Here is a 17,759-nt window from a genome sequence, read left to right on the forward strand (position 1 = left end):
TAGGACCGAAGGTCCTCCAGCGATTTCAAAATCCTGCGCCCGCTTCGCGGTCGATCGCAGCCTCGCTAGGGCTCGACAGCGGCTACAAAGGCGCACGCGACCGGAAAGCGCCGAGCCCCGTCAGCACTGTGGGATGGTTACTGGATAAACGGCAGGCAGGCGCCCTCACTCGTCGCAGAACAACGCCGCGATCTGCGCCCGACTCGACGCCTGGAGCTTGAAGAAGATGTTCTGCAGATGGGTCTTCACGGTCTTGTCGCTGATGCCGAGGATCTGACCAATCTCCCAGTTGGTCTTGCCTCGGGCCACCCAACGCGAAATCTCCGCTTCGCGGCCGGACAGCACGGATAACAGTTGATGGTTCGGCCCCGGGTTGTGGCGCAGCAGCTTGCTGCCCAGCGCCCGGTTCAGGGCGATGTGCAGGTAGGGCGCAAAGACCATCATGCGCATCTTGCTTTCATGGGCCACGGTGGCCGAGATGTTGTGAAAGAAATAGCCGGTGAAGGTATTGCGGTGCAGCCCGGGCAACAGCGTCCAGCCCAGATTGCGGATCCCGTGTTCGCGAAAGATCTTCGCCCACACCTGGTCCGCCGAATTGCCCAGGCGCTCCACCGTGGTGAACTTGGGGCGCCCGCAATGCTCGATGGGGTCGATGCCCAGCGGCGGGATCATGCCGTCGCGGCCGACGATGGCCTTGATCAGGCTGTCGGACACCGTGTCCGGATGGATCAGGTGGGAAAAGAACACCCGGTGCGCGCGGACCCGGCCGCTGGCGAACACGAAGTTCTCGCACGGCAGGATCTGCGGCAGCGCCAGCTGGGTCTGCTGCGTCAGCTCGGCGATGCTGCGCGCCGAGGTGATGGAGTTGAGCACGCTGGTCAGTTGCAGGCGCTGCTGGCTGTCGGTGGGCGGCAGCGCCAGCACCGTCCGCGGGCGGCTGGCCAGTTCCAGCCGCGGCTCGCAGAAGGCCGGCTGGGCGAACAGCAGCGCCGCGGGTTTGTGCGCATGCACCGGGCCGATCGATAGGCTAGTCATGCTTGCACGACCTGCGTATCGAGGGTGATGTCCCGCAGGATCCGGCCATTGCTCTGCACCGCGACCACCGATTTGTCCAGGGGATGGGCCTCGACCGGCGCCGCGCCATCCAGCGCCGCCAGCCAGGGCTCGAACTGCTTGCGGCATTCCTGGCGCTTGATCTTGCCGCTTGAAGTGCGCGGCAACGACCCGCCGAATACCAGCAACAGCACCGGCCGCGCCAATTGGTGCTGTTGCCATAGCCGCGTCTGCAATTCGCCGAACAGCTGCGGCAAGTCGAAACTGCGCAAGGCGCGCCGCTCGATCTCCTGGGCGATCACCACCTGCTCGCTGTCGCCGGCATCGATGCTGAAGGCCGCGGTGCCGTCCGGACGAAAACTGTCATGGGTGCGCAGCACGGTGTTCTCGATATCGCCGGGGTGATGGTTGACGCCATTGACGATGATCAGGTCCTTGAGCCGGCCGGTGACGAACAGCTCGCCGTCGAGCAGGAACCCCAAGTCGCCGGTGCGGAAGTAGCGCGGCCAGCCAAGCGTCGGCGGGGCCGGGCGAAAGGCCGCGGCGGTGCTGTCCGGGCGCTGCCAGTAACCGCTGGCGACGCTGTCGCCGAGGATGCAAATTTCCCCGACCCGGCCGTCCTCCAGCGGCTGCTCGGTGTGCGGGTCGCAGATGAACGGCCCCTGCCCCGGAATGCCGCGTCCGCTGCTGACCAGGGTGCGCAGGCGCAGCTCGGCCTCGTGGCCCGGGCCGTCATGCAGGCGCGCCACGTTGTCCTCCAGCAGGCCGGCATGGAACTGGCGGATCACCGGCTCGCGCTTGCTGCCGCCGGCGCTGACCATCAGCGTGCCCTCGGCCAGCCCGTAGCAGGGAAAGGCCGAGGTGCTGGCAAAGCCGGCGCGGGCGAAACGCGCCTGGAAGGCGGCGATGGTCTGCGCCCGCACATGTTCGGCGCCGTTGAAGGCCACCTCCCAGCAGCTCAGGTCGAGGCCGGCGAGCTCTTCGTCCTTGATCTTGCGCAGGCACAGTTCATAGGCGAAGTTCGGCCCGCCGCTGACCGTGCCGCGGTAGGTGCTGATGGCCTGCAACCAGCGCAGCGGCCGTTGCAGGAAGTGGATCGGCGCCAGCAGCGTCGAGCCGAAGCCGACGAACAGCGACTGCAGGATGCCGCCGATCAGCCCCATGTCGTGGTACGGCGGCAGCCAGCTCACCAGGTGGCTGTCCTTGTGGGTCAGGAAGCCGCGGCTGATGCTGCGCGAGTTGTGGATCAGGTTGCCGTGGGTCACCGCCACCCCGTTGGGCGTCCCGGTGGAACCGGAGGTGTATTGCAAGAAGGCGATGTCATCCCGGGTCACCGGCACGCTGCGCCACTGGCTGGCCAGCGCCAGGTCCAGGGTCGCCATGTCCAGCACCAGGGGCCGCGCGGCGTGCCCCAGCCGGGCCTGGATGGTCGCGACATCTTCGCCGCTGGCCAGCGCCGCCGTGGGCTGGCAGTCGTCGACGATGCCGTCGAGCCGGTCCAGGGTCTTGGTCGCCCCCGGCGGGTAGGCCGGCACCGCCACCAGCCCGGCATACAGGCAGCCCATGAAGGCAATCACATAGTCCAGGCCCGGCTTGAGCAGGATCAGCACCCGGTCCCCCGCCAGGCAATGCCCCTGCAACCGGGCCGCGGCCGCTCGTGCCGCGCGGTCCAGTTCGGAGAAGGTGATCAGGGTTGCTTCGTCGCGCCCGTTGTGCAGAAAACGATAGGCCAGTCGGTCCGGGATCGTATGGGCGTGAAGCTGCAGACATTCCGAAAAATTCGCATACGGAACGTCGCTATCGTGGTCGTTCGTAGTCATTATTTTGTCCAGGCAGCCGTACTTAGCCATCTCCCGCAAGGCCCGAAACATGCGGCCTTGCGCATCCATTACGCTTGATCATCCTCTGGGAGCGCGCAGTCGAAGTTAATACTCCGAACGGCGTATACCCGCAATTTCCGCCCCCGGCGCATATTCGCCCCATGGTTCGCCGCACGCCCGCTTTTTTGCCCCGGTTACCACTGTCATGCCCCCCGCAATGAGGTGAAGTCGATATCCGGAACCTGCGCAAGCCGGGCTTGTGTAACCAGCCATGTCATGAACAAAACCGGCCGGAACGGGAGCGTTCCGGCACCGCCATCAGCGTGCGCAGCACCGGGAGAACAGGATGTCTTTTAGCGAATACGCCAGCTTCGATGCGGTCGGCCTGGCCGATCTGGTCAAAAGAAAGCAAGTACGCCCCTCCGAATTGCTCGAGGAAGCCATACGCCGCATCGAGGCCTTCAACCCGGCGGTCAACGCCGTGGTCTACAAGGCCTACGACAAGGCCCGGGCCCAGGCCGCCGCCCAGGACAACGCACCCGCCACGGGCGCGCTGCACGGCGTGCCGTTCCTGCTCAAGGACATCCTCGGCGACTGCCAGGACCTGCCCTCGACCCTGGCCTCGCGCATGTTGCAAGCGCGGGTCATGCCCCAGGACTGCGAGCTGGTGAAACGCTTTCGCCAGGCCGGGCTGGTATTCGTCGGCAAGAGCAATGCCCCGGAATTCGGCATCCTGCCGACCACCGAAGGCGCCTTCTACGGCCCGGCGCGCAACCCGTGGAACCTGGAATATTCCACCGGCGGCTCCAGCGGTGGCGCCGCCGCGGCGGTAGCCACCGGCATGGTGCCGGCGGCGCACGGCAACGACGGTGGCGGCTCGATCCGCATTCCCGCATCCTGCTGCGGGCTGGTCGGCCTCAAGCCGACCCGGGCGCGCAATTCCCTGGCCCCGGACTTCGGCGAACTGCTCAGCGGCCTGCTGGACGAACATGTGCTGACCCGCAGCGTGCGCGACAGCGCCGCCCTGCTGGACGCCACCCACGGCGTGGTGCCGGGCGACCCGTACCGCGCGCCGCCCATGCAAGGGCGCTTTCTCGACCAGCTCGAGCGTGAACCCGGGCGCCTGCGCATCGCCTTCTCCAGCACCGACCCGGCCGGGCGGCCGCTGCACCCCGACTGCATCGCCGCGGTGGAAAGCACCGCGCGCCTGCTCGAATCCCTCGGCCACCATGTGGAAGAAGCCGCGCCGCCACTGGACCTGCAAAGCTTCGCCGAAGCCTTCAGCGCCCTGTGGTTCTCTGGCATCGCCTTCGCCGTGGAACTGATGAGCCTGCAACTGGGGCGCGGGCCGCTGCCCGGCGAACTGGAAAACCTGACCCAGGCCGTGCATCGACGCGGCCTCGGGGTCAGCGCGGTGGAGTACCAGATGTCCGAACTGGTGCTGCAACAGGTGGGCCGGGAAATGGCGCGTTTCCACCAGACCTACGATTGCTGGCTGACCCCGACCCTGGCCCGGCCGCCGCTGCGCAACGGGGTGGTGGATATCCATTCCAGCGACCTGGAAAACACCTACGGCCCGCTGATCGACTACAGCCCCTTCACCGCCATCCACAACGCTTCCGGGCAACCGGCGATTTCCCTGCCGCTGCACTGGAACGCCGAGGGCCTGCCGATCGGCCTGATGTTCAGCGCGGGCTTCGGCGAGGAAGCCCTGCTGTTCCGCCTGGCCGGCCAGCTGGAGCAGGCGCGGCCCTGGAAGGACCGGCGCCCGCCGCTGTTCCTGCAACATCGCCCGCACGAAGCGGTCATCGGCTAAGGAGAGCAGCCCCCATGCGCACGCTGGACACCCCGACCGCCCCACCCTATTGCCCGCCCGATCGCACCTCGCAGCCCCCGCCGGCGGGGACCATCCCCTGGCCCACCGACGGCCTGGACCGCGAGGCGCTGGCGCGCTACGGCAAGGAGCTGATTCGCCAGACACTGCCTTTCACCGTGGAAAACCGCCGCCTGAGCTGGTGGCATTTCTACTCGACGCTGCTGGTGATCGGGCTGTTCGGCGCGGCCGTGGCCATGCCGCTGTGGTGGCCGCTGCGCCTGGGGTGCAGCGTGCTGCTGGGTCTGTCGCTGGTGCGCATGTTCGTGCTGTACCACGACTACATGCACGGCGCGATTCTCAAGGGGTCGCGTTTCGCCGAGGTGTTCTTCAAGACCTTCGGCCTGCTGCTGATGGCCCCGCCGACCTTGTGGAAGCAGTCCCACGACTATCACCACGGTCACAGCTGCCAGTACGTCGGCGCGGAACACAATCGCCTGCCGCTGCTGTCCACCCATACGGACCTGGGCACCTTCCCGCTGCTGTCCACCGAGGAATATGCCCGGGCCGGGCGCCTCAAGCGCTTGCGCTACCGCATCGCCCGGCACCCGCTGATGATCCTGCTGGCCTCGTTCAGCATCTTTATCTTCAGCATCTGCCTGGTGTCGCTGCTCACCCAGCCGCGGCACCGGCCCTGGGCGCTGCTGGCCCTGGCGCTGAACCTGGCGAGCGCCATCGGCCTGGCGCTGCTGGCACCGGACATCCTGCTGTACGGCGTGCTGCTCCCCAGCCTGTCCGGCTCGGCGCTGGGCGCCTACATGTTCTACTGCCAGCACAACTTTCCCGGTGTGCGTTACCCCGCGCGCGCCGACTGGGACTACGCCGCCACCGCGGTGTTCTCCTCCAGCTACATGCGCACCGGGCCGCTCATGGCCTGGTTCACCGCCAACATCGGCTACCACCATGTGCACCACGCCAACTCGGGGATTCCCTTCTACCGCCTGCCGGAGGCCATGGCGGCGATCCCGGCGTTGCAGAACCCCATCACCACCTCCCTGCACCCGCGGGACATCTATCGCTGCCTGCGGCTCAAGCTCTGGGACCCGACGCGCCAGCGCATGGTGTCGTTCGCCGAGTTCCACCGGCCACTGCGACACTGAAGGAAACGAGGCAGGCACCGCCAGCACTCGGCCAGGAGGTTCGGCGCCGGAATTTTCCCGCCGATCGCCGGTCAGTAGAGCCACGCCTTCCGGCACCGGTCCGTTGGCCCGTGACAATGGGCCCCCGGTCCCCTAAATTAGGCGCCCTGAAAAGGCCCGGTGCTTTTCTAGCCTCATTTCCAGTTAAAAGAAGTAGTGAAAAATCAATGACTGATTCCAGTACAGAAGAATCCGTAAACGCCTTGTCGTCCAAAGCCGAATACGAAAACGCCATCAATCTTTCACAGCATGTTTCCCAGGCCAAGACCATCAGCGAGATGGTCCTCGACGCTTTCCAGTCCTCCAAGGAAAGCGACCAGATCCGCGAGCTGCGCACCGAGATCCGCCAGGCTCACGACCGCTTCGACGACGACCGCGCCTATGAACTGATGGGCCAGCTCAAACAGCTCAAGGACGCCGAGGCCGCCGACAGCGCCGCCCTGGAAGAACTGAGCAGCAAATTCCCGATCAGCCGCATCCTGTCCAGCTACAAGGACGACCCGAGCTTCCAGGAGCTGGTCTACGGCCTGGCGCTGAAGGTGTTGAACCAGACTCACCAGGCCATCAGCAACCCGGGCGGCGGCAAGAGCAAGGCACGGCCGAAGAAGGAAATGGAAGTGTTCGCCATCAGCAAGGACGGCATCAGCGTCACCCTGCCGATCCGCCCGCGCTCCAAGGCCAACGTCGACCGCGAAGCCTTCGAATTCCTCGGCTTCGCCTTCGTCGGCGAAGGCGACGAGGCGGAGCTGACCAGCGAAGTGTTCTTCGACAAGGACGGCAACGAACAGCCGGCCACCCGCAAGAACATCGTCACCGCGATCCAGCAGCAGACCGCGTTCGAAGGCTACAGCGCGCTGCAGCAGTAAGCCCTGGTATGGCGCCATCGCGAGCAGGCTCGCGATGGGCCCACCGCCGCACAGGCCAAAAAAAAGCCCCGCGCTTCTCTCGAAGGCGGGGCTTTTTTACAACCTTTGCCACTTACGGCGCGTAGGTCAGCAGCAGCTCGCTGGGTACCTTGAAATCCAGGGACATCATCACGCTCAGCGCGGTGATGGTGAAGATCGAGAACACGAACAGCTTGCGTGCCCAGACGGTGTCGTCCACCGCCTTGTAGCCGGTCCAGGCCATGTACAGCCAGTACATGCCCATCGCGGCCGCCACGGCCAGGTAGCTCATGCCGGCGTAGCCGCTGAAGGTCAGCATCAGGGTCGCCACCAGGAACGCCAGGATGTAGAGCAGGATGTGCTTCTTGGCCACCAGGATGCCGCGCTTCACCGGCAGCACCGGAATCGATGCGGCCAGGTAATCGTTGAAGCGGAAGATCGCGATGGCGTAGGAATGCGGCATCTGCCACAGGCTGAACATCACCAGCAGGGTCAGCGCGGCCATGTCGAAGCTGTTGCTCACGGCCACGTAGCCGATCACCGGTGGCATCGCCCCGGACAGGCTGCCCACCAGCGTGCCGTGCACCGACTTGCGCTTGAGGTACAGGCTGTAGAAGCCGACGTAGATGACGAAGCCGATCACGGCAAACAGCGCCGCCAGCGGATTGGCCACCTTGTACAACAACGCAACGCCGGCGACACCCAGGATGGTCGCGTAGGCCAGGGCCACTTTCAGGGAAATCAGGCCCTGGACCAGCACGCGGTTCTTGGTGCGCTCCATCTTCAGGTCGATGTCGCGGTCGATGCAGTTGTTGAACACGCAACCGGAAGCCACCACCAGGGACGTGCCGATCATCGCGGCCAGGAAGATGGCCAGATCGACATGTCCCTTGGAGGCCAGGAAAAAACCGCCCGCCACCGAAAGCACGTTACCGAAAATGATCCCCGGTTTGGTGATTTGGATAAAGTGCTTGAGCGACATCGGGTCTTACCTCACTTCGCCATCATGTAGGTGTGGATGCTGAACATGATCCACAGCGACAGGCCAACCAGCAGGATGATTACCAGGGCAGCGAAGACGAACGCGATCACGTTGTTGCGCTGGGCCTCGGAGCGGTCCAGGTGCAGGAAGTACACCAGGTGAACCAGGACCTGGATCACCGCGAACGCCAGGACGATCATCAAGGTGATCGACTTCGGCAAGGTCGGGTACATCACCAGGCCGAACGGGATCAGGGTCAGGATGACCGACAGGATGAAGCCGATAGCGTAAGACTTGACGCTGCCGTGGCCAGCATCATGGCTGTCATGGGAGTGTGCATTAGCCATTACAGGGTCCCCATCAGGTAGACAACGGTGAAGACGCAGATCCAGACCACGTCCAGGAAGTGCCAGAACAGGCTCAGGCAGCTCAGGCGGGTCTTGTTGGTCGCGGTCAGGCCGTGCTTGTTGACCTGATACATCATGACGGCCATCCAGATCAGGCCGGCGGTCACGTGCAGACCGTGGGTGCCCACCAGGGTGAAGAACCCGGACAGGAAGCCCGAACGGCTAGGGCCGTAGCCTTCGGAGATCAGCAGGTGGAACTCGTTGACCTCCATGCCGATGAAGCCCAGGCCGAACAGGAAGGTCAGGGCCAGCCAGCCCAGGACCTGCTTCTTGTTACCCCGGAAGAACGCCAGCATGGCGAAGCCGTAGGTGATCGAACTGAACAGCAGCAAGGCGGTTTCGCCGAGCACGTAAGGCAGTTCGAAGATGTCGTGGCCCGCCGGGCCACCCGCTACGTTGTTTACCAGTACCGCGTACACCGCGAAGATCGACGCAAACAGAATGCAGTCGGTCATCAGGTAGAGCCAGAAACCGTATACGGTCATCTCGCCCGAGTCGTGGTGGTGGTCATCGTGCCCATGGTCATCGACATGGGTGTGTCCAGCATTGGTCACTAAGTTCGACATGGTTTAAGCCTGTTCCAACGAGGTTTCTACACGGTTGGCCGGGATCTTCTTCTCGGCGACCAGGCGAGCGTGCTGCTCGGCTTCGATGCGTTCGATCACGTCGACCGGCACCATGTAGCCTTGATCATCACGCGCCGCGTGGATCACGAAATAGATCACGGTGCCAGCCAGGCTGGCGATCGCCATCCACCAGATGTGCCAGATCATCGCGAAACCGAACACGGTCAGCAGAGCACCCATCACCAGGCCGGTGGCGGTGTTGTTCGGCATGTGGATCGGCTCGTAGCGAGCAGGCTTCTGGTACGCGGTACCGTCTTCCTTGGCTTCGGTGAACGGATCGATGCTGTTGGCCTTCGGCAGCACGGCGAAGTTGTAGAACGGCGGTGGCGACGAAGTCGACCATTCCAGGGTGTGGGCATTCCATGGGTCGCCGGACACGCACTGGTTCTGCTTGCGATCGCGGATACTGACGTACAGCTGGATCAGCTGGCTGGCGATACCGCAGGCGATCAGCACCGCACCGAACATGGCGACGTACAGGTACGGCACCCACTCAGGGTTGGTAGTGGCGTTCAGGCGACGGGTCATGCCCATGAAGCCCAGTGCATAGAGCGGCATGAACGCGACGAAGAAGCCCGAGATCCAGAACCAGAACGCCGCCTTGCCCCAGCCTTCGTGCAGCTTGAAGCCGAACGCTTTCGGGAAGTAGAAGGCGAAACCTGCGATGTAGCCGAATACCGCACCGCCGATGATCACGTTATGGAAGTGCGCGATCACGAACAGGCTGTTGTGCAGCACGAAGTCGGCACCCGGAACGGCCAGCAGTACGCCGGTCATGCCGCCGATGGCGAAGGTCACCATGAAGCCCAGGGTCCACAACACGTGGCTGGTGAAGCGCAGGCGACCGTGGTAGATGGTGAACAGCCAGTTGAACAGCTTCACCCCCGTCGGGATGGAAATCAGCATGGTCGCCAGGCCGAAGAAGGCGTTGACGCTGGCGCCCGAACCCATGGTGAAGAAGTGGTGCAGCCAGACCATGAAGCCCAGTACCGAGATCGCGCCGGAAGCGTAGATCATCGAGTGGTGGCCGAACAGGCGCTTGCCCGAGAAGGTCGAGATGACTTCGGAGAAGATGCCGAACGCCGGCAGGATCAGGATGTACACCTCAGGGTGACCCCAGGCCCAGAACAGGTTCACGTACATCATCGGATTGCCACCAAGTTCATTGGTGAAAATGTGGAAATCCATGTAACGGTCGAGGGTCAGCAGTGCCAGCGTAGCGGTCAGGATCGGGAACGAAGCGACGATCAGCACGTTGGCCCAGGTGCAGGTCCAGGTGAAGATCGGCATGTCCATCAGCTTCATGCCAGGGGTACGCATTTTCAGCACGGTGGCCAGGAAGTTGACCCCCGTTAACGTCGTCCCTAGCCCTGATAGCTGTAGCGCCCAGATGTAGTAGTCCACACCCACGCCCGGACTGTATTGCAGGCCCGACAGCGGCGGATAGGCAACCCAGCCGGTCTTGGCGAATTCGCCGACGCCCAGGGACAGGTTGATCAGCACGACGCCGGAAACCAGCAGCCAGAAGCTCAGGGAGTTGAGGAACGGATAGGCAACGTCACGCGCGCCGATCTGCAGCGGCACTGCAAGGTTCATCAGGCCGGTGAAGAAAGGCATCGCCATGAAGATGATCATGATCACACCGTGGGCGGTGAAGATCTGGTCATAGTGTTCAGGCGGCAGGTAGCCGGGCGAGCCCTCGGTGGCCATGGCCATCTGGGTACGCATCATGATGGCGTCGGCGAAGCCGCGCAGGAGCATGACCATGGCGACGATGATGTACATCACGCCGATTTTCTTGTGGTCGACCGAGGTCAGCCATTCGGTCCACAGGTAGGACCACTTCTTGAAATAGGTGATACCCGCGACAAGCGCCAGACCACCGAGGATGATCATGGCAACGGTCACCATGACGATCGGCTCGTGGAACGGTATCGCGTCCAGACTTAATTTACCAAACATCGTTTACTCCTCTGCCCCAGCAGCTGAATGCGAGCTCATGTCCATCTCTGCAGCGGCCACTTCTTTCTTCTCGTGCTCGACCGGCTTGCCTGGTTTCATGCCTTCGTACTTGTCGACGATTTTCTGAAACAGGTTCGGCGTGAACGAGGAGTACAGCGCGACAGGATTGTTTTGGCTTGGCTTGGCCAGAGCGTCGTATTCAGCTTGATCAAGCTGTTTAGGTGCGGCCTTGACTTCGGCAACCCAGGCGTTGAAGTCTTCCTGGCTCGTCGAGATCGCTTTGAATTTCATGCCGGTGAAGCCAGCGCCGCTGTAGTTGGCGGAGATGCCTTCCATTTCAGCTTTCTGGTTGGCGATCAGGTGCAGCTTGGTCTGCATGCCTGCCATCGCGTAGATCTGGCCGCCCAGGCCCGGGATGAAGAACGAGTTCATCACGGCATCGGAGGTGATCTTGAAATTGACCGGGGTGTGCTCGGGGAACACGATCTTGTTGACGGTGGCGATGCCCTGGTCGGGGTAGATGAACAGCCACTTCCAGTCCAGCGCGACAACTTCGATGTTGATCGGCGCGGCCTCGGACTCCAGCGGACGGTAAGGGTCCAGCGCGTGGGTGGACTTGTAGGTCACATAACCCAGGGCAATGATGATGAGGATCGGTACCAGCCACACCGCGACTTCGATCTTGGTGGAGTGCGACCACTTCGGCGCATAGGTAGCGCTGGTGTTGGAGGCGCGGTATTTCCAGGCGAACGCGAGGGTCATCACGATCACCGGGACCACGACCAGCAACATCAGCAGGGTAGCGGTGATGATCAGGTTTCGTTCATCCAGACCGACCTGTCCCTTGGGGTCGAGCAAGGTCCATTTGCAGCCTCCCAGCAACAACATGCTGAGCAGCGGCAAAAAGCCTAGTAATCGGGGGTACCTGTTTTTACTCATCTCACGACCTCTAAAGCAGCTTGCGCAATGCAGTTGGGTTTTGATCGCCAACACTTCACCGTGCCAAGGGTTGGCATTTTTTCTTCGATTGAATAAGGGCCTGCCCGACGCATTACGCGCTGATCGACAAATCCTGGGCTAGCAGTGAGTTCTTATTCGAATTCGTGGTCAAAGGCCTTGTTACAGACCAATTCCATTTGGTGCGGAAATTTGGAAGGTGCCGACACCCGGGGTCGCATGGAGCGTCCAACGCTCCTCGACCGCCACCGTAAGCTCAGGGGTGAGCAGCGCCGGAATTTCAGTGCGGGCGATTGTAGATAGGTAGGGTTCTATACACCATGTCTTATCCCGAAATAATTTTTATCGGCTAGCGCAACAATGAGTGACGGTTATTGCCCAGGCTCGCGATCATATCGATATTCATTCGCATTAAAAAGCCCCAAAAACGCCTTCCCCGCCCGCTCGAAAAAGCCGCCTTTCGCCCTTGGGAAAAAACCGATGTCACCGCGCTATCCCTTGTAATACGAGGGTTGAGCCGGTTTATTCAGAACCCCGCGCCCGGCGCCCGAGGCACCTTGCGCAGCGAGACGAACTGACAGGCATTCATCGCCACCAGTGTTACAAAAAACGCTCCATGACCACCGACCCAAATGCCGCTGCGACAGCCTCCATGTGACAACATGTCGCACTTTTGCCGCGCCCTCCGTTGCCCCATATCAGCCCCCCTTGCGCACCTTGTCCTACACAAAAAAACCCCGGCCACCGAACGTCGGCGACCGGGGTCTTTTCCACCCGATCAGGCGGCTTGGCGACGATTGCGCACAATGCCCAGCGGCACCAATACCAGGGTCAGGACGAACGCCACCAGCGCCCATTGCGCCAGGGACAGGCCCAGTACCGGCGGGTACGGCGTGGAGCAGAAACCGTCGACCTGGAACCCCAGCGGGAACACCGTGGCCAGCGGCAGGCTGTCGACGATCGGCTGCAGCACATCGATGCCGCAACTGACGGCGGGATGCGCCTGGGTGTAGACGTGGTGCCCCGCCACTGCGGCGCCGAACAGCGCGCTGAGGACCACCAGGACCTCCAGCACGGTGAGGCTGCGACGGGTGCGCATGGCGGCGCCGATGAAGGCGAAAATGGCGATCAGCAGCAAGGCGTAGCGCTGCAGGATGCACAACGGGCATGGGGCCTCGCCCAACACCACCTGCATGTACAGCGCACCGCCGATCAACGCCAGGCAGATCACCCCCAGCAACACCAGAAAGCGTCGCTCGCGCCCCAGGCGCAGTGTGTCGTCAGTCATCCTCAATTCCTTTCCTGTGTGTGGTTCAACCCGGCGGCAACGCTTGCAGTTGCTGCATCAGGCTGAGGTTGTCTTCGATATGCCAGTTGGCGGCGATCCGCCCATCGGCGATCTGATAGATATCGGTTGCCCGGAAGTCTACACGCTGACCATGACCTTTGAGTGCATTGAAGGTCCCGCTGAAATGCCCGCGAAAATGCAGGTGCACCACCACCCGGTCCCCGGCCACGATCATCTGCTCGATCTCGGCGCTCAGGTCCGGCACCGCCGTGCGAAAGAAGCGCGAGGCCAGCAAGGGCCCGGTCGGGCCCTGGACCCGTCCTTCGGGCGGCGTCATGTCGACGAAGTGCTCCGCCAGCGCCGCCTTGGCCAGGCTCTCGTCGCCGCTGTTCCAGAAACTGCCGTAACGGCGCGCGGCCAGCTCCATCGCTTGTTGCTGGGCCTTGGGCAGGCTCTGATCGACGATCAGCGTCTGCGCCTGGAGCAAGGCCGGCTCGGCGAAAACCAGGGGGCTGGCGAGCAAGGTAGCGGCCAGGGTGAGACGGGAAATGGCTGGGAACTGCATGGAATGATCCTGATCAGTGCGAATGAACGCCTATCATCAGCATCGGGGAATTAACGATAAACAGGTTAAGAACGGATTAACCTTTAAAGGATTTTTAGCAATCCTTTGGGACCGCCGCCGCTGGGCGACCGAGCGTCAGCGGCAAGCGGAAAGCCAGCCTCCGGACGGAGGCTGGCGCAGGTCTCACTCCAGCGCCGCGGCCGGGCCGAAGAACTCGTAGCGGCTTTGCTGCTCCGGCACCCCGAGGGCCTTGAGGTGGCGCTTGACCGCCGCCATGAAGGCTTTCGGACCGAGGAAGTAGGCATCCACGTCGCGCTCTTGCGGCAACCATTGGGCCAGTTGCTCCTGGCTCAGCATGCCGACCTTGTCCGCCGCCGGGCTGACGCCGTCGTCCTCGGCATAGCAGTAGAAGCGCTTGAGCTGCGGATGACGCTCGGCCAGGCCGTCGACCCAGTCGCGGAATGCATGCACCCGGCCATTGCGCGCGCAATGAATGAAGTGCACCGGGCGCTCGGTGGCCAGCGCCGCTTCCAGCATCGGCAGGGTCGGGGTGATGCCGACGCCGCCACTGATCAGCACCAGCGGCTTGTCGCTGTCCGTCAGGGTGAACTCGCCCGCCGGCGGAAACAGCTGGATACGCGCACCGACCTGCAGCGCATCGTGCAGGTAGTTGGAGGCGCGGCCACCGGCTTCGCGCTTGACGCTGATGCGGTACTGGCCGGCGTCGGACAGGGCCGACAGCGAGTAGTTGCGACGGATTTCCTCGCCCTCGAGGAACAGCTGCATGCCGATGTACTGGCCGGGTTCGGCGGCGAGGATCGGGCCCTTGTCCACAGGCTCGAAATAGAACGAGGTGATTTCCGCGCTCTCCTGCTCGCGACGGACCAGGGTGAAGTCCCGCGCGCCGCGCCAGCCGCCCGGGGCCTGGGCCTTCTGGTCGTAGATCGCGCCTTCGGCGCCGATCAGGATATCCGCCAGCTGGTTATAGGCCGCGCCCCAGGCGCTCATCACCGCCGGCGTGGCAATCTCGTCGCCCAGCACTTCGGAAATGGCGCGCAGCAGGCAGCTGCCGACGATCGGGTAATGCTCCGGCAGGATCTGCAGGGCCACGTGCTTGTTGATGATCTTCGCCACCAGGTCGCCCAACTGGTCGAGCTGGTCGATATGCCGGGCGTACATCAATACGCCATTGGCCAGGGCCCGCGGCTGATCGCCGCTGGCCTGGTGCGCCTGGTTGAACAGCGGGCGCACTTGCGGATACTCGGAGAGCATCATCCGGTAGAAGTGAGTGATCAGGGCTTCGCCACCGCTTTCGAGCAGCGGGACGGTGGATTTGATGATGGCACGATCTTCGACGCTAAGCATGGGACGACTCCTGGGCTTTCTGGTTTCTTGCAGGTTGCCCTTTACCAGTCAGTTTTCATGCCAAAAATAAAAACCATAAAAATCAATAAGTTAAAATATAAATGGTCATATCGACCATCCGGCATTTATAGTCATTAAGACCATACGGAGTCATTATGACCGCAAAATCCCTGCTGACCGCCTTGCTGCCCCTGGTCGCCGACCTGTCCCGCGAACTGCCCGAAGGCGAGCGCTACCGCCGCCTGCTCGAAGCCATGCGCGCCCTGCTGCCCTGCGACGCCGCCGCACTGCTGCGCCTGGACGGCGAATGGCTGGTACCGCTGGCGGTGGACGGCCTGAGCACCGACACCCTGGGCCGCCGCTTCAAGGTCAGCGAACACCCGCGCTTCGCCGCCCTGCTCAGCCACAGCGGCCCGACCCGCTTCGCCAGCGACAGCGAGCTGCCGGACCCTTACGACGGCTTGGTGGAGGGTCTGCATGAGCACCTGGAAGTCCACGACTGCATGGGCTGCCCGCTGTTCATCGACGAACGCCCCTGGGGGCTGCTGACCCTCGATGCCCTCGACCCTCAGCGCTTCGAGCCGATCGAACTGGACGCCCTGCAAGCCTTCGCCAGCCTCGCGGCCGCCACGGTCAACGCCGCCGAGCGCATCGAGCGCCTGGCGCTACGCGCCGAAGACGAGCACCAGCGCGCCGAGGTCTATCGCCAGGCCAGCGGCCAGCATCGCGAGATGATCGGCCAGAGCAAGGCCCACAAGCGCTTGCAGGAAGAGATCGGCCTGGTCGGCGGCAGCGACCTGACCGTGCTGATCACCGGCGAAACCGGGGTCGGCAAGGAACTGGTGGCCCAGGCCATCCACGCCGCCTCGCCCCGCGCCCATCGGCCGCTGATCAGCCTCAACTGTGCCGCCCTGCCCGACACCCTGGTGGAAAGCGAACTGTTCGGCCATGTGCGCGGCGCCTTCACCGGCGCCACCAGCGACCGGCGCGGCAAGTTCGAGCTGGCCAATGGCGGCACGCTGTTTCTCGATGAAGTGGGCGAGTTGTCGCTGACCGTACAGGCCAAGCTGCTGCGCGTACTGCAAAGCGGCCAGCTGCAACGCCTGGGCTCGGACCAGGAGCATCAGGTCGACGTGCGCCTGATTGCCGCCACCAACCGCGACCTGGCCGAAGAAGTCCGCGCTGGCCGCTACCGCGCGGACTTCTATCACCGCCTCAGCGTGTACCCGCTGCTGGTGCCGGCGCTGCGCGATCGCGGTCGCGACGTGTTGCTGCTCAGCGGTTTTTTCCTCGAGCAGAACCGCTCGCGCATGGGCCTGGGCAGCCTGCGCCTGACCAGCGATGCCCAGGCGGCGCTGCTGGCGTATGCCTGGCCGGGCAACGTTCGCGAACTGGAGCACCTGATCGGCCGTAGCGCCCTCAAGGCGCTGGGCAACCACCGCGAGCGGCCGAGGATTCTCAGCCTGAGCGCCGCCGACCTGGACCTGCCGGCCGCCCTGCCTCCCCTCGAGCCCCAGCCGGCAACCCCGGCCACCCTGGCCGACAACCCCGCTGGCGATCTGCGCCAGGCCACCGAAAACTTCCAGCGCCAGTTGATCGACGCCTGCCTGGAACGCCACCAGCACAACTGGGCCGGCGCCGCCCGCGAACTGGGCCTGGACCGGGCCAACCTGGGGCGCCTGGCCAAGCGCCTGGGACTAAAATAAACAGCGCGAACCTTGTAGGAGCGAGCTTGCTCGCGAGGCGCCAGTGAGCTCACAAACGGCCTGCGGCCTATCGCGAGCAAGCTCGCTCCTACAGTTGCCGCCATACTGGATGCATTGACCCGGAAACCGACAATGCGCCTAAAGCCAGCCCCCTATGCGTCGATAACCCGTTATCGCTAGCTGTTCGCGACCTCGTTGCGCGAACCACCTTTTTCCACAGAAGGTTTTTATGTCCTCCAACAAAGCCCGCGCAGACTCTCTTTCGCTTCTGCTGTTCACCTTGCGCAGCGGCAAGCTGATGGCGATCAACCTGCTCAAAGTCAGTGAAATCATCCCCTGCCCGCCGCTGACCCGGCTGCCGGAATCGCACCCGCATGTAAAAGGCATCGCCACCTTGCGCGGCAATTCGCTGTCGGTCATCGACCTCAGCCGGGCCATCGGCGAACGGCCGCTGGAAGACCCGGACGGCGGCTGCCTGATCGTCACCGACGTCAGCCGCTCCAAGCAGGGCCTGCACGTGCAGGCGGTGAGCAAGATCGTGCATTGCCTGACCACCGACATCCGTCCGCCGCCCTACGGCTCCGGCGGGGTCAAGGCCTACATCACCGGGGTGACCCAGGTCGACGGCACGCTGGTGCAGGTGCTGGACATCGAGAAGGTCATCCACGGCATCGCGCCGGCGCAGATCGAAACCGCACCGACCGAACTGAGCATGGAAGACGCCGAACTGCTGGGCAACGCACGGATCCTGGTGGTGGACGACAGCCAGGTGGCCCTGCAGCAATCGGTGCACACCCTGCGCAACCTCGGCCTGCAGTGCCACACCGCCCGCAGCGCCAAGGAAGCCATCGACTGCCTGCTGGACCTGCAAGGCACGGCCCAGGAGATCAACCTGATCGTCTCGGATATCGAAATGTCGGAAATGGACGGTTACGCCCTGACCCGCACCCTGCGCGAGACCCCGGACTTCGCCCACCTGTACGTGCTGCTGCACACCTCGCTGGACAGCGCGATGAACGCGGAGAAGGCGCGCCTGGCCGGGGCCAACGCGGTACTGACCAAGTTCTCCTCGCCGGACCTGACCCGCTGCCTGATCGAAGCGGCCCGGCACGTCGCCGGCCAGGGGGCCTGA

The 17,759-nt window shown here is 63.6% G+C and carries 15 protein-coding genes; 5 read left to right on the forward strand and 10 right to left on the reverse strand.

The features are described from left to right. Window positions 1-165: 165 nt before the first annotated feature. Both TO66_RS25560 and TO66_RS25565 read right to left on the reverse strand, forming a co-directional pair. Window positions 166-1,035, reverse strand: a complete 870-nt coding sequence (locus TO66_RS25560) for a LuxR C-terminal-related transcriptional regulator (RefSeq protein ID WP_044464891.1) — start codon at window positions 1,033-1,035, stop codon at window positions 166-168. Then, complete coding sequence (locus tag TO66_RS25565; protein WP_044466158.1) at window positions 1,032-2,873, reverse strand: fatty acyl-AMP ligase; 1,842 nt, start codon at window positions 2,871-2,873, stop codon at window positions 1,032-1,034. Before TO66_RS25565 ends, TO66_RS25560 begins: the two co-directional genes overlap by 4 nt. 346 nt (window positions 2,874-3,219) lie before the next feature. On the opposite strand from TO66_RS25565, the gene TO66_RS25570 reads away from it, so the two are divergent. The 3 genes from TO66_RS25570 (at window position 3,220) to TO66_RS25580 (ending at window position 6,751) form a co-directional block, all read left to right on the forward strand. Then, window positions 3,220-4,689 (forward strand): amidase, encoded by a 1,470-nt coding sequence (locus tag TO66_RS25570; RefSeq protein ID WP_044464892.1) that lies wholly within the window; start codon window positions 3,220-3,222, stop codon window positions 4,687-4,689. A 14-nt stretch (window positions 4,690-4,703) separates the two neighbouring features. After that, a complete protein-coding gene (locus TO66_RS25575) occupies window positions 4,704-5,846 on the forward strand; it encodes a fatty acid desaturase (protein ID WP_044464893.1) in 1,143 nt (380 codons plus the stop codon). Window positions 5,847-6,052: 206 nt separating this feature from the next. Beyond that, window positions 6,053-6,751, forward strand: a complete 699-nt coding sequence (locus TO66_RS25580) for a hypothetical protein (protein ID WP_044464894.1) — start codon at window positions 6,053-6,055, stop codon at window positions 6,749-6,751. Between the two features lie 112 nt (window positions 6,752-6,863). Here the strand turns inward: TO66_RS25580 and cyoE are convergent, their stop codons facing one another. The 8 genes from cyoE to hmpA form a co-directional block, all read right to left on the reverse strand. Beyond that, entirely contained in the window at window positions 6,864-7,751 is an 888-nt protein-coding gene (cyoE, locus tag TO66_RS25585; RefSeq protein ID WP_044464895.1) for a heme o synthase, read from the reverse strand. A gap of 11 nt (window positions 7,752-7,762) precedes the next feature. Next, complete coding sequence (gene cyoD / locus TO66_RS25590) at window positions 7,763-8,098, reverse strand: cytochrome o ubiquinol oxidase subunit IV (RefSeq protein ID WP_044464896.1); 336 nt, start codon at window positions 8,096-8,098, stop codon at window positions 7,763-7,765. After that, window positions 8,098-8,724, reverse strand: a complete 627-nt coding sequence (locus TO66_RS25595; protein ID WP_044464897.1) for a cytochrome o ubiquinol oxidase subunit III — start codon at window positions 8,722-8,724, stop codon at window positions 8,098-8,100. Before TO66_RS25595 ends, cyoD begins: the two co-directional genes overlap by 1 nt. Before the next feature lie 3 nt (window positions 8,725-8,727). Then, the gene (cyoB, locus tag TO66_RS25600; protein ID WP_044464898.1) at window positions 8,728-10,746 is read right to left on the reverse strand and encodes a cytochrome o ubiquinol oxidase subunit I; all 2,019 of its coding nucleotides are present in this window, start codon (window positions 10,744-10,746) and stop codon (window positions 8,728-8,730) included. A gap of 3 nt (window positions 10,747-10,749) precedes the next feature. Then, the gene (gene cyoA, locus TO66_RS25605) at window positions 10,750-11,685 is read right to left on the reverse strand and encodes a ubiquinol oxidase subunit II (protein WP_044464899.1); all 936 of its coding nucleotides are present in this window, start codon (window positions 11,683-11,685) and stop codon (window positions 10,750-10,752) included. 796 nt (window positions 11,686-12,481) lie between these two features. Next, the gene (locus TO66_RS25610) at window positions 12,482-12,991 is read right to left on the reverse strand and encodes a disulfide bond formation protein B (protein ID WP_044464900.1); all 510 of its coding nucleotides are present in this window, start codon (window positions 12,989-12,991) and stop codon (window positions 12,482-12,484) included. Between the two features lie 25 nt (window positions 12,992-13,016). After that, complete coding sequence (locus TO66_RS25615; protein WP_044464901.1) at window positions 13,017-13,556, reverse strand: ester cyclase; 540 nt, start codon at window positions 13,554-13,556, stop codon at window positions 13,017-13,019. 183 nt (window positions 13,557-13,739) lie between these two features. Next, the gene (gene hmpA / locus TO66_RS25620) at window positions 13,740-14,921 is read right to left on the reverse strand and encodes an NO-inducible flavohemoprotein (protein ID WP_044464902.1); all 1,182 of its coding nucleotides are present in this window, start codon (window positions 14,919-14,921) and stop codon (window positions 13,740-13,742) included. 155 nt (window positions 14,922-15,076) lie between these two features. Here hmpA and norR point away from each other — a divergent pair, with 155 nt between their 5' ends. Both norR and TO66_RS25630 read left to right on the forward strand, forming a co-directional pair. Continuing rightward, a complete protein-coding gene (gene norR / locus TO66_RS25625; RefSeq protein WP_044464903.1) occupies window positions 15,077-16,627 on the forward strand; it encodes a nitric oxide reductase transcriptional regulator NorR in 1,551 nt (516 codons plus the stop codon). Window positions 16,628-16,856: 229 nt separating this feature from the next. Further along, a complete protein-coding gene (locus tag TO66_RS25630; RefSeq protein ID WP_044464904.1) occupies window positions 16,857-17,759 on the forward strand; it encodes a chemotaxis protein CheV in 903 nt (300 codons plus the stop codon).

The organism is Pseudomonas sp. MRSN 12121, assembly GCF_000931465.1.
GTDB lineage: Bacteria > Pseudomonadota > Gammaproteobacteria > Pseudomonadales > Pseudomonadaceae > Aquipseudomonas.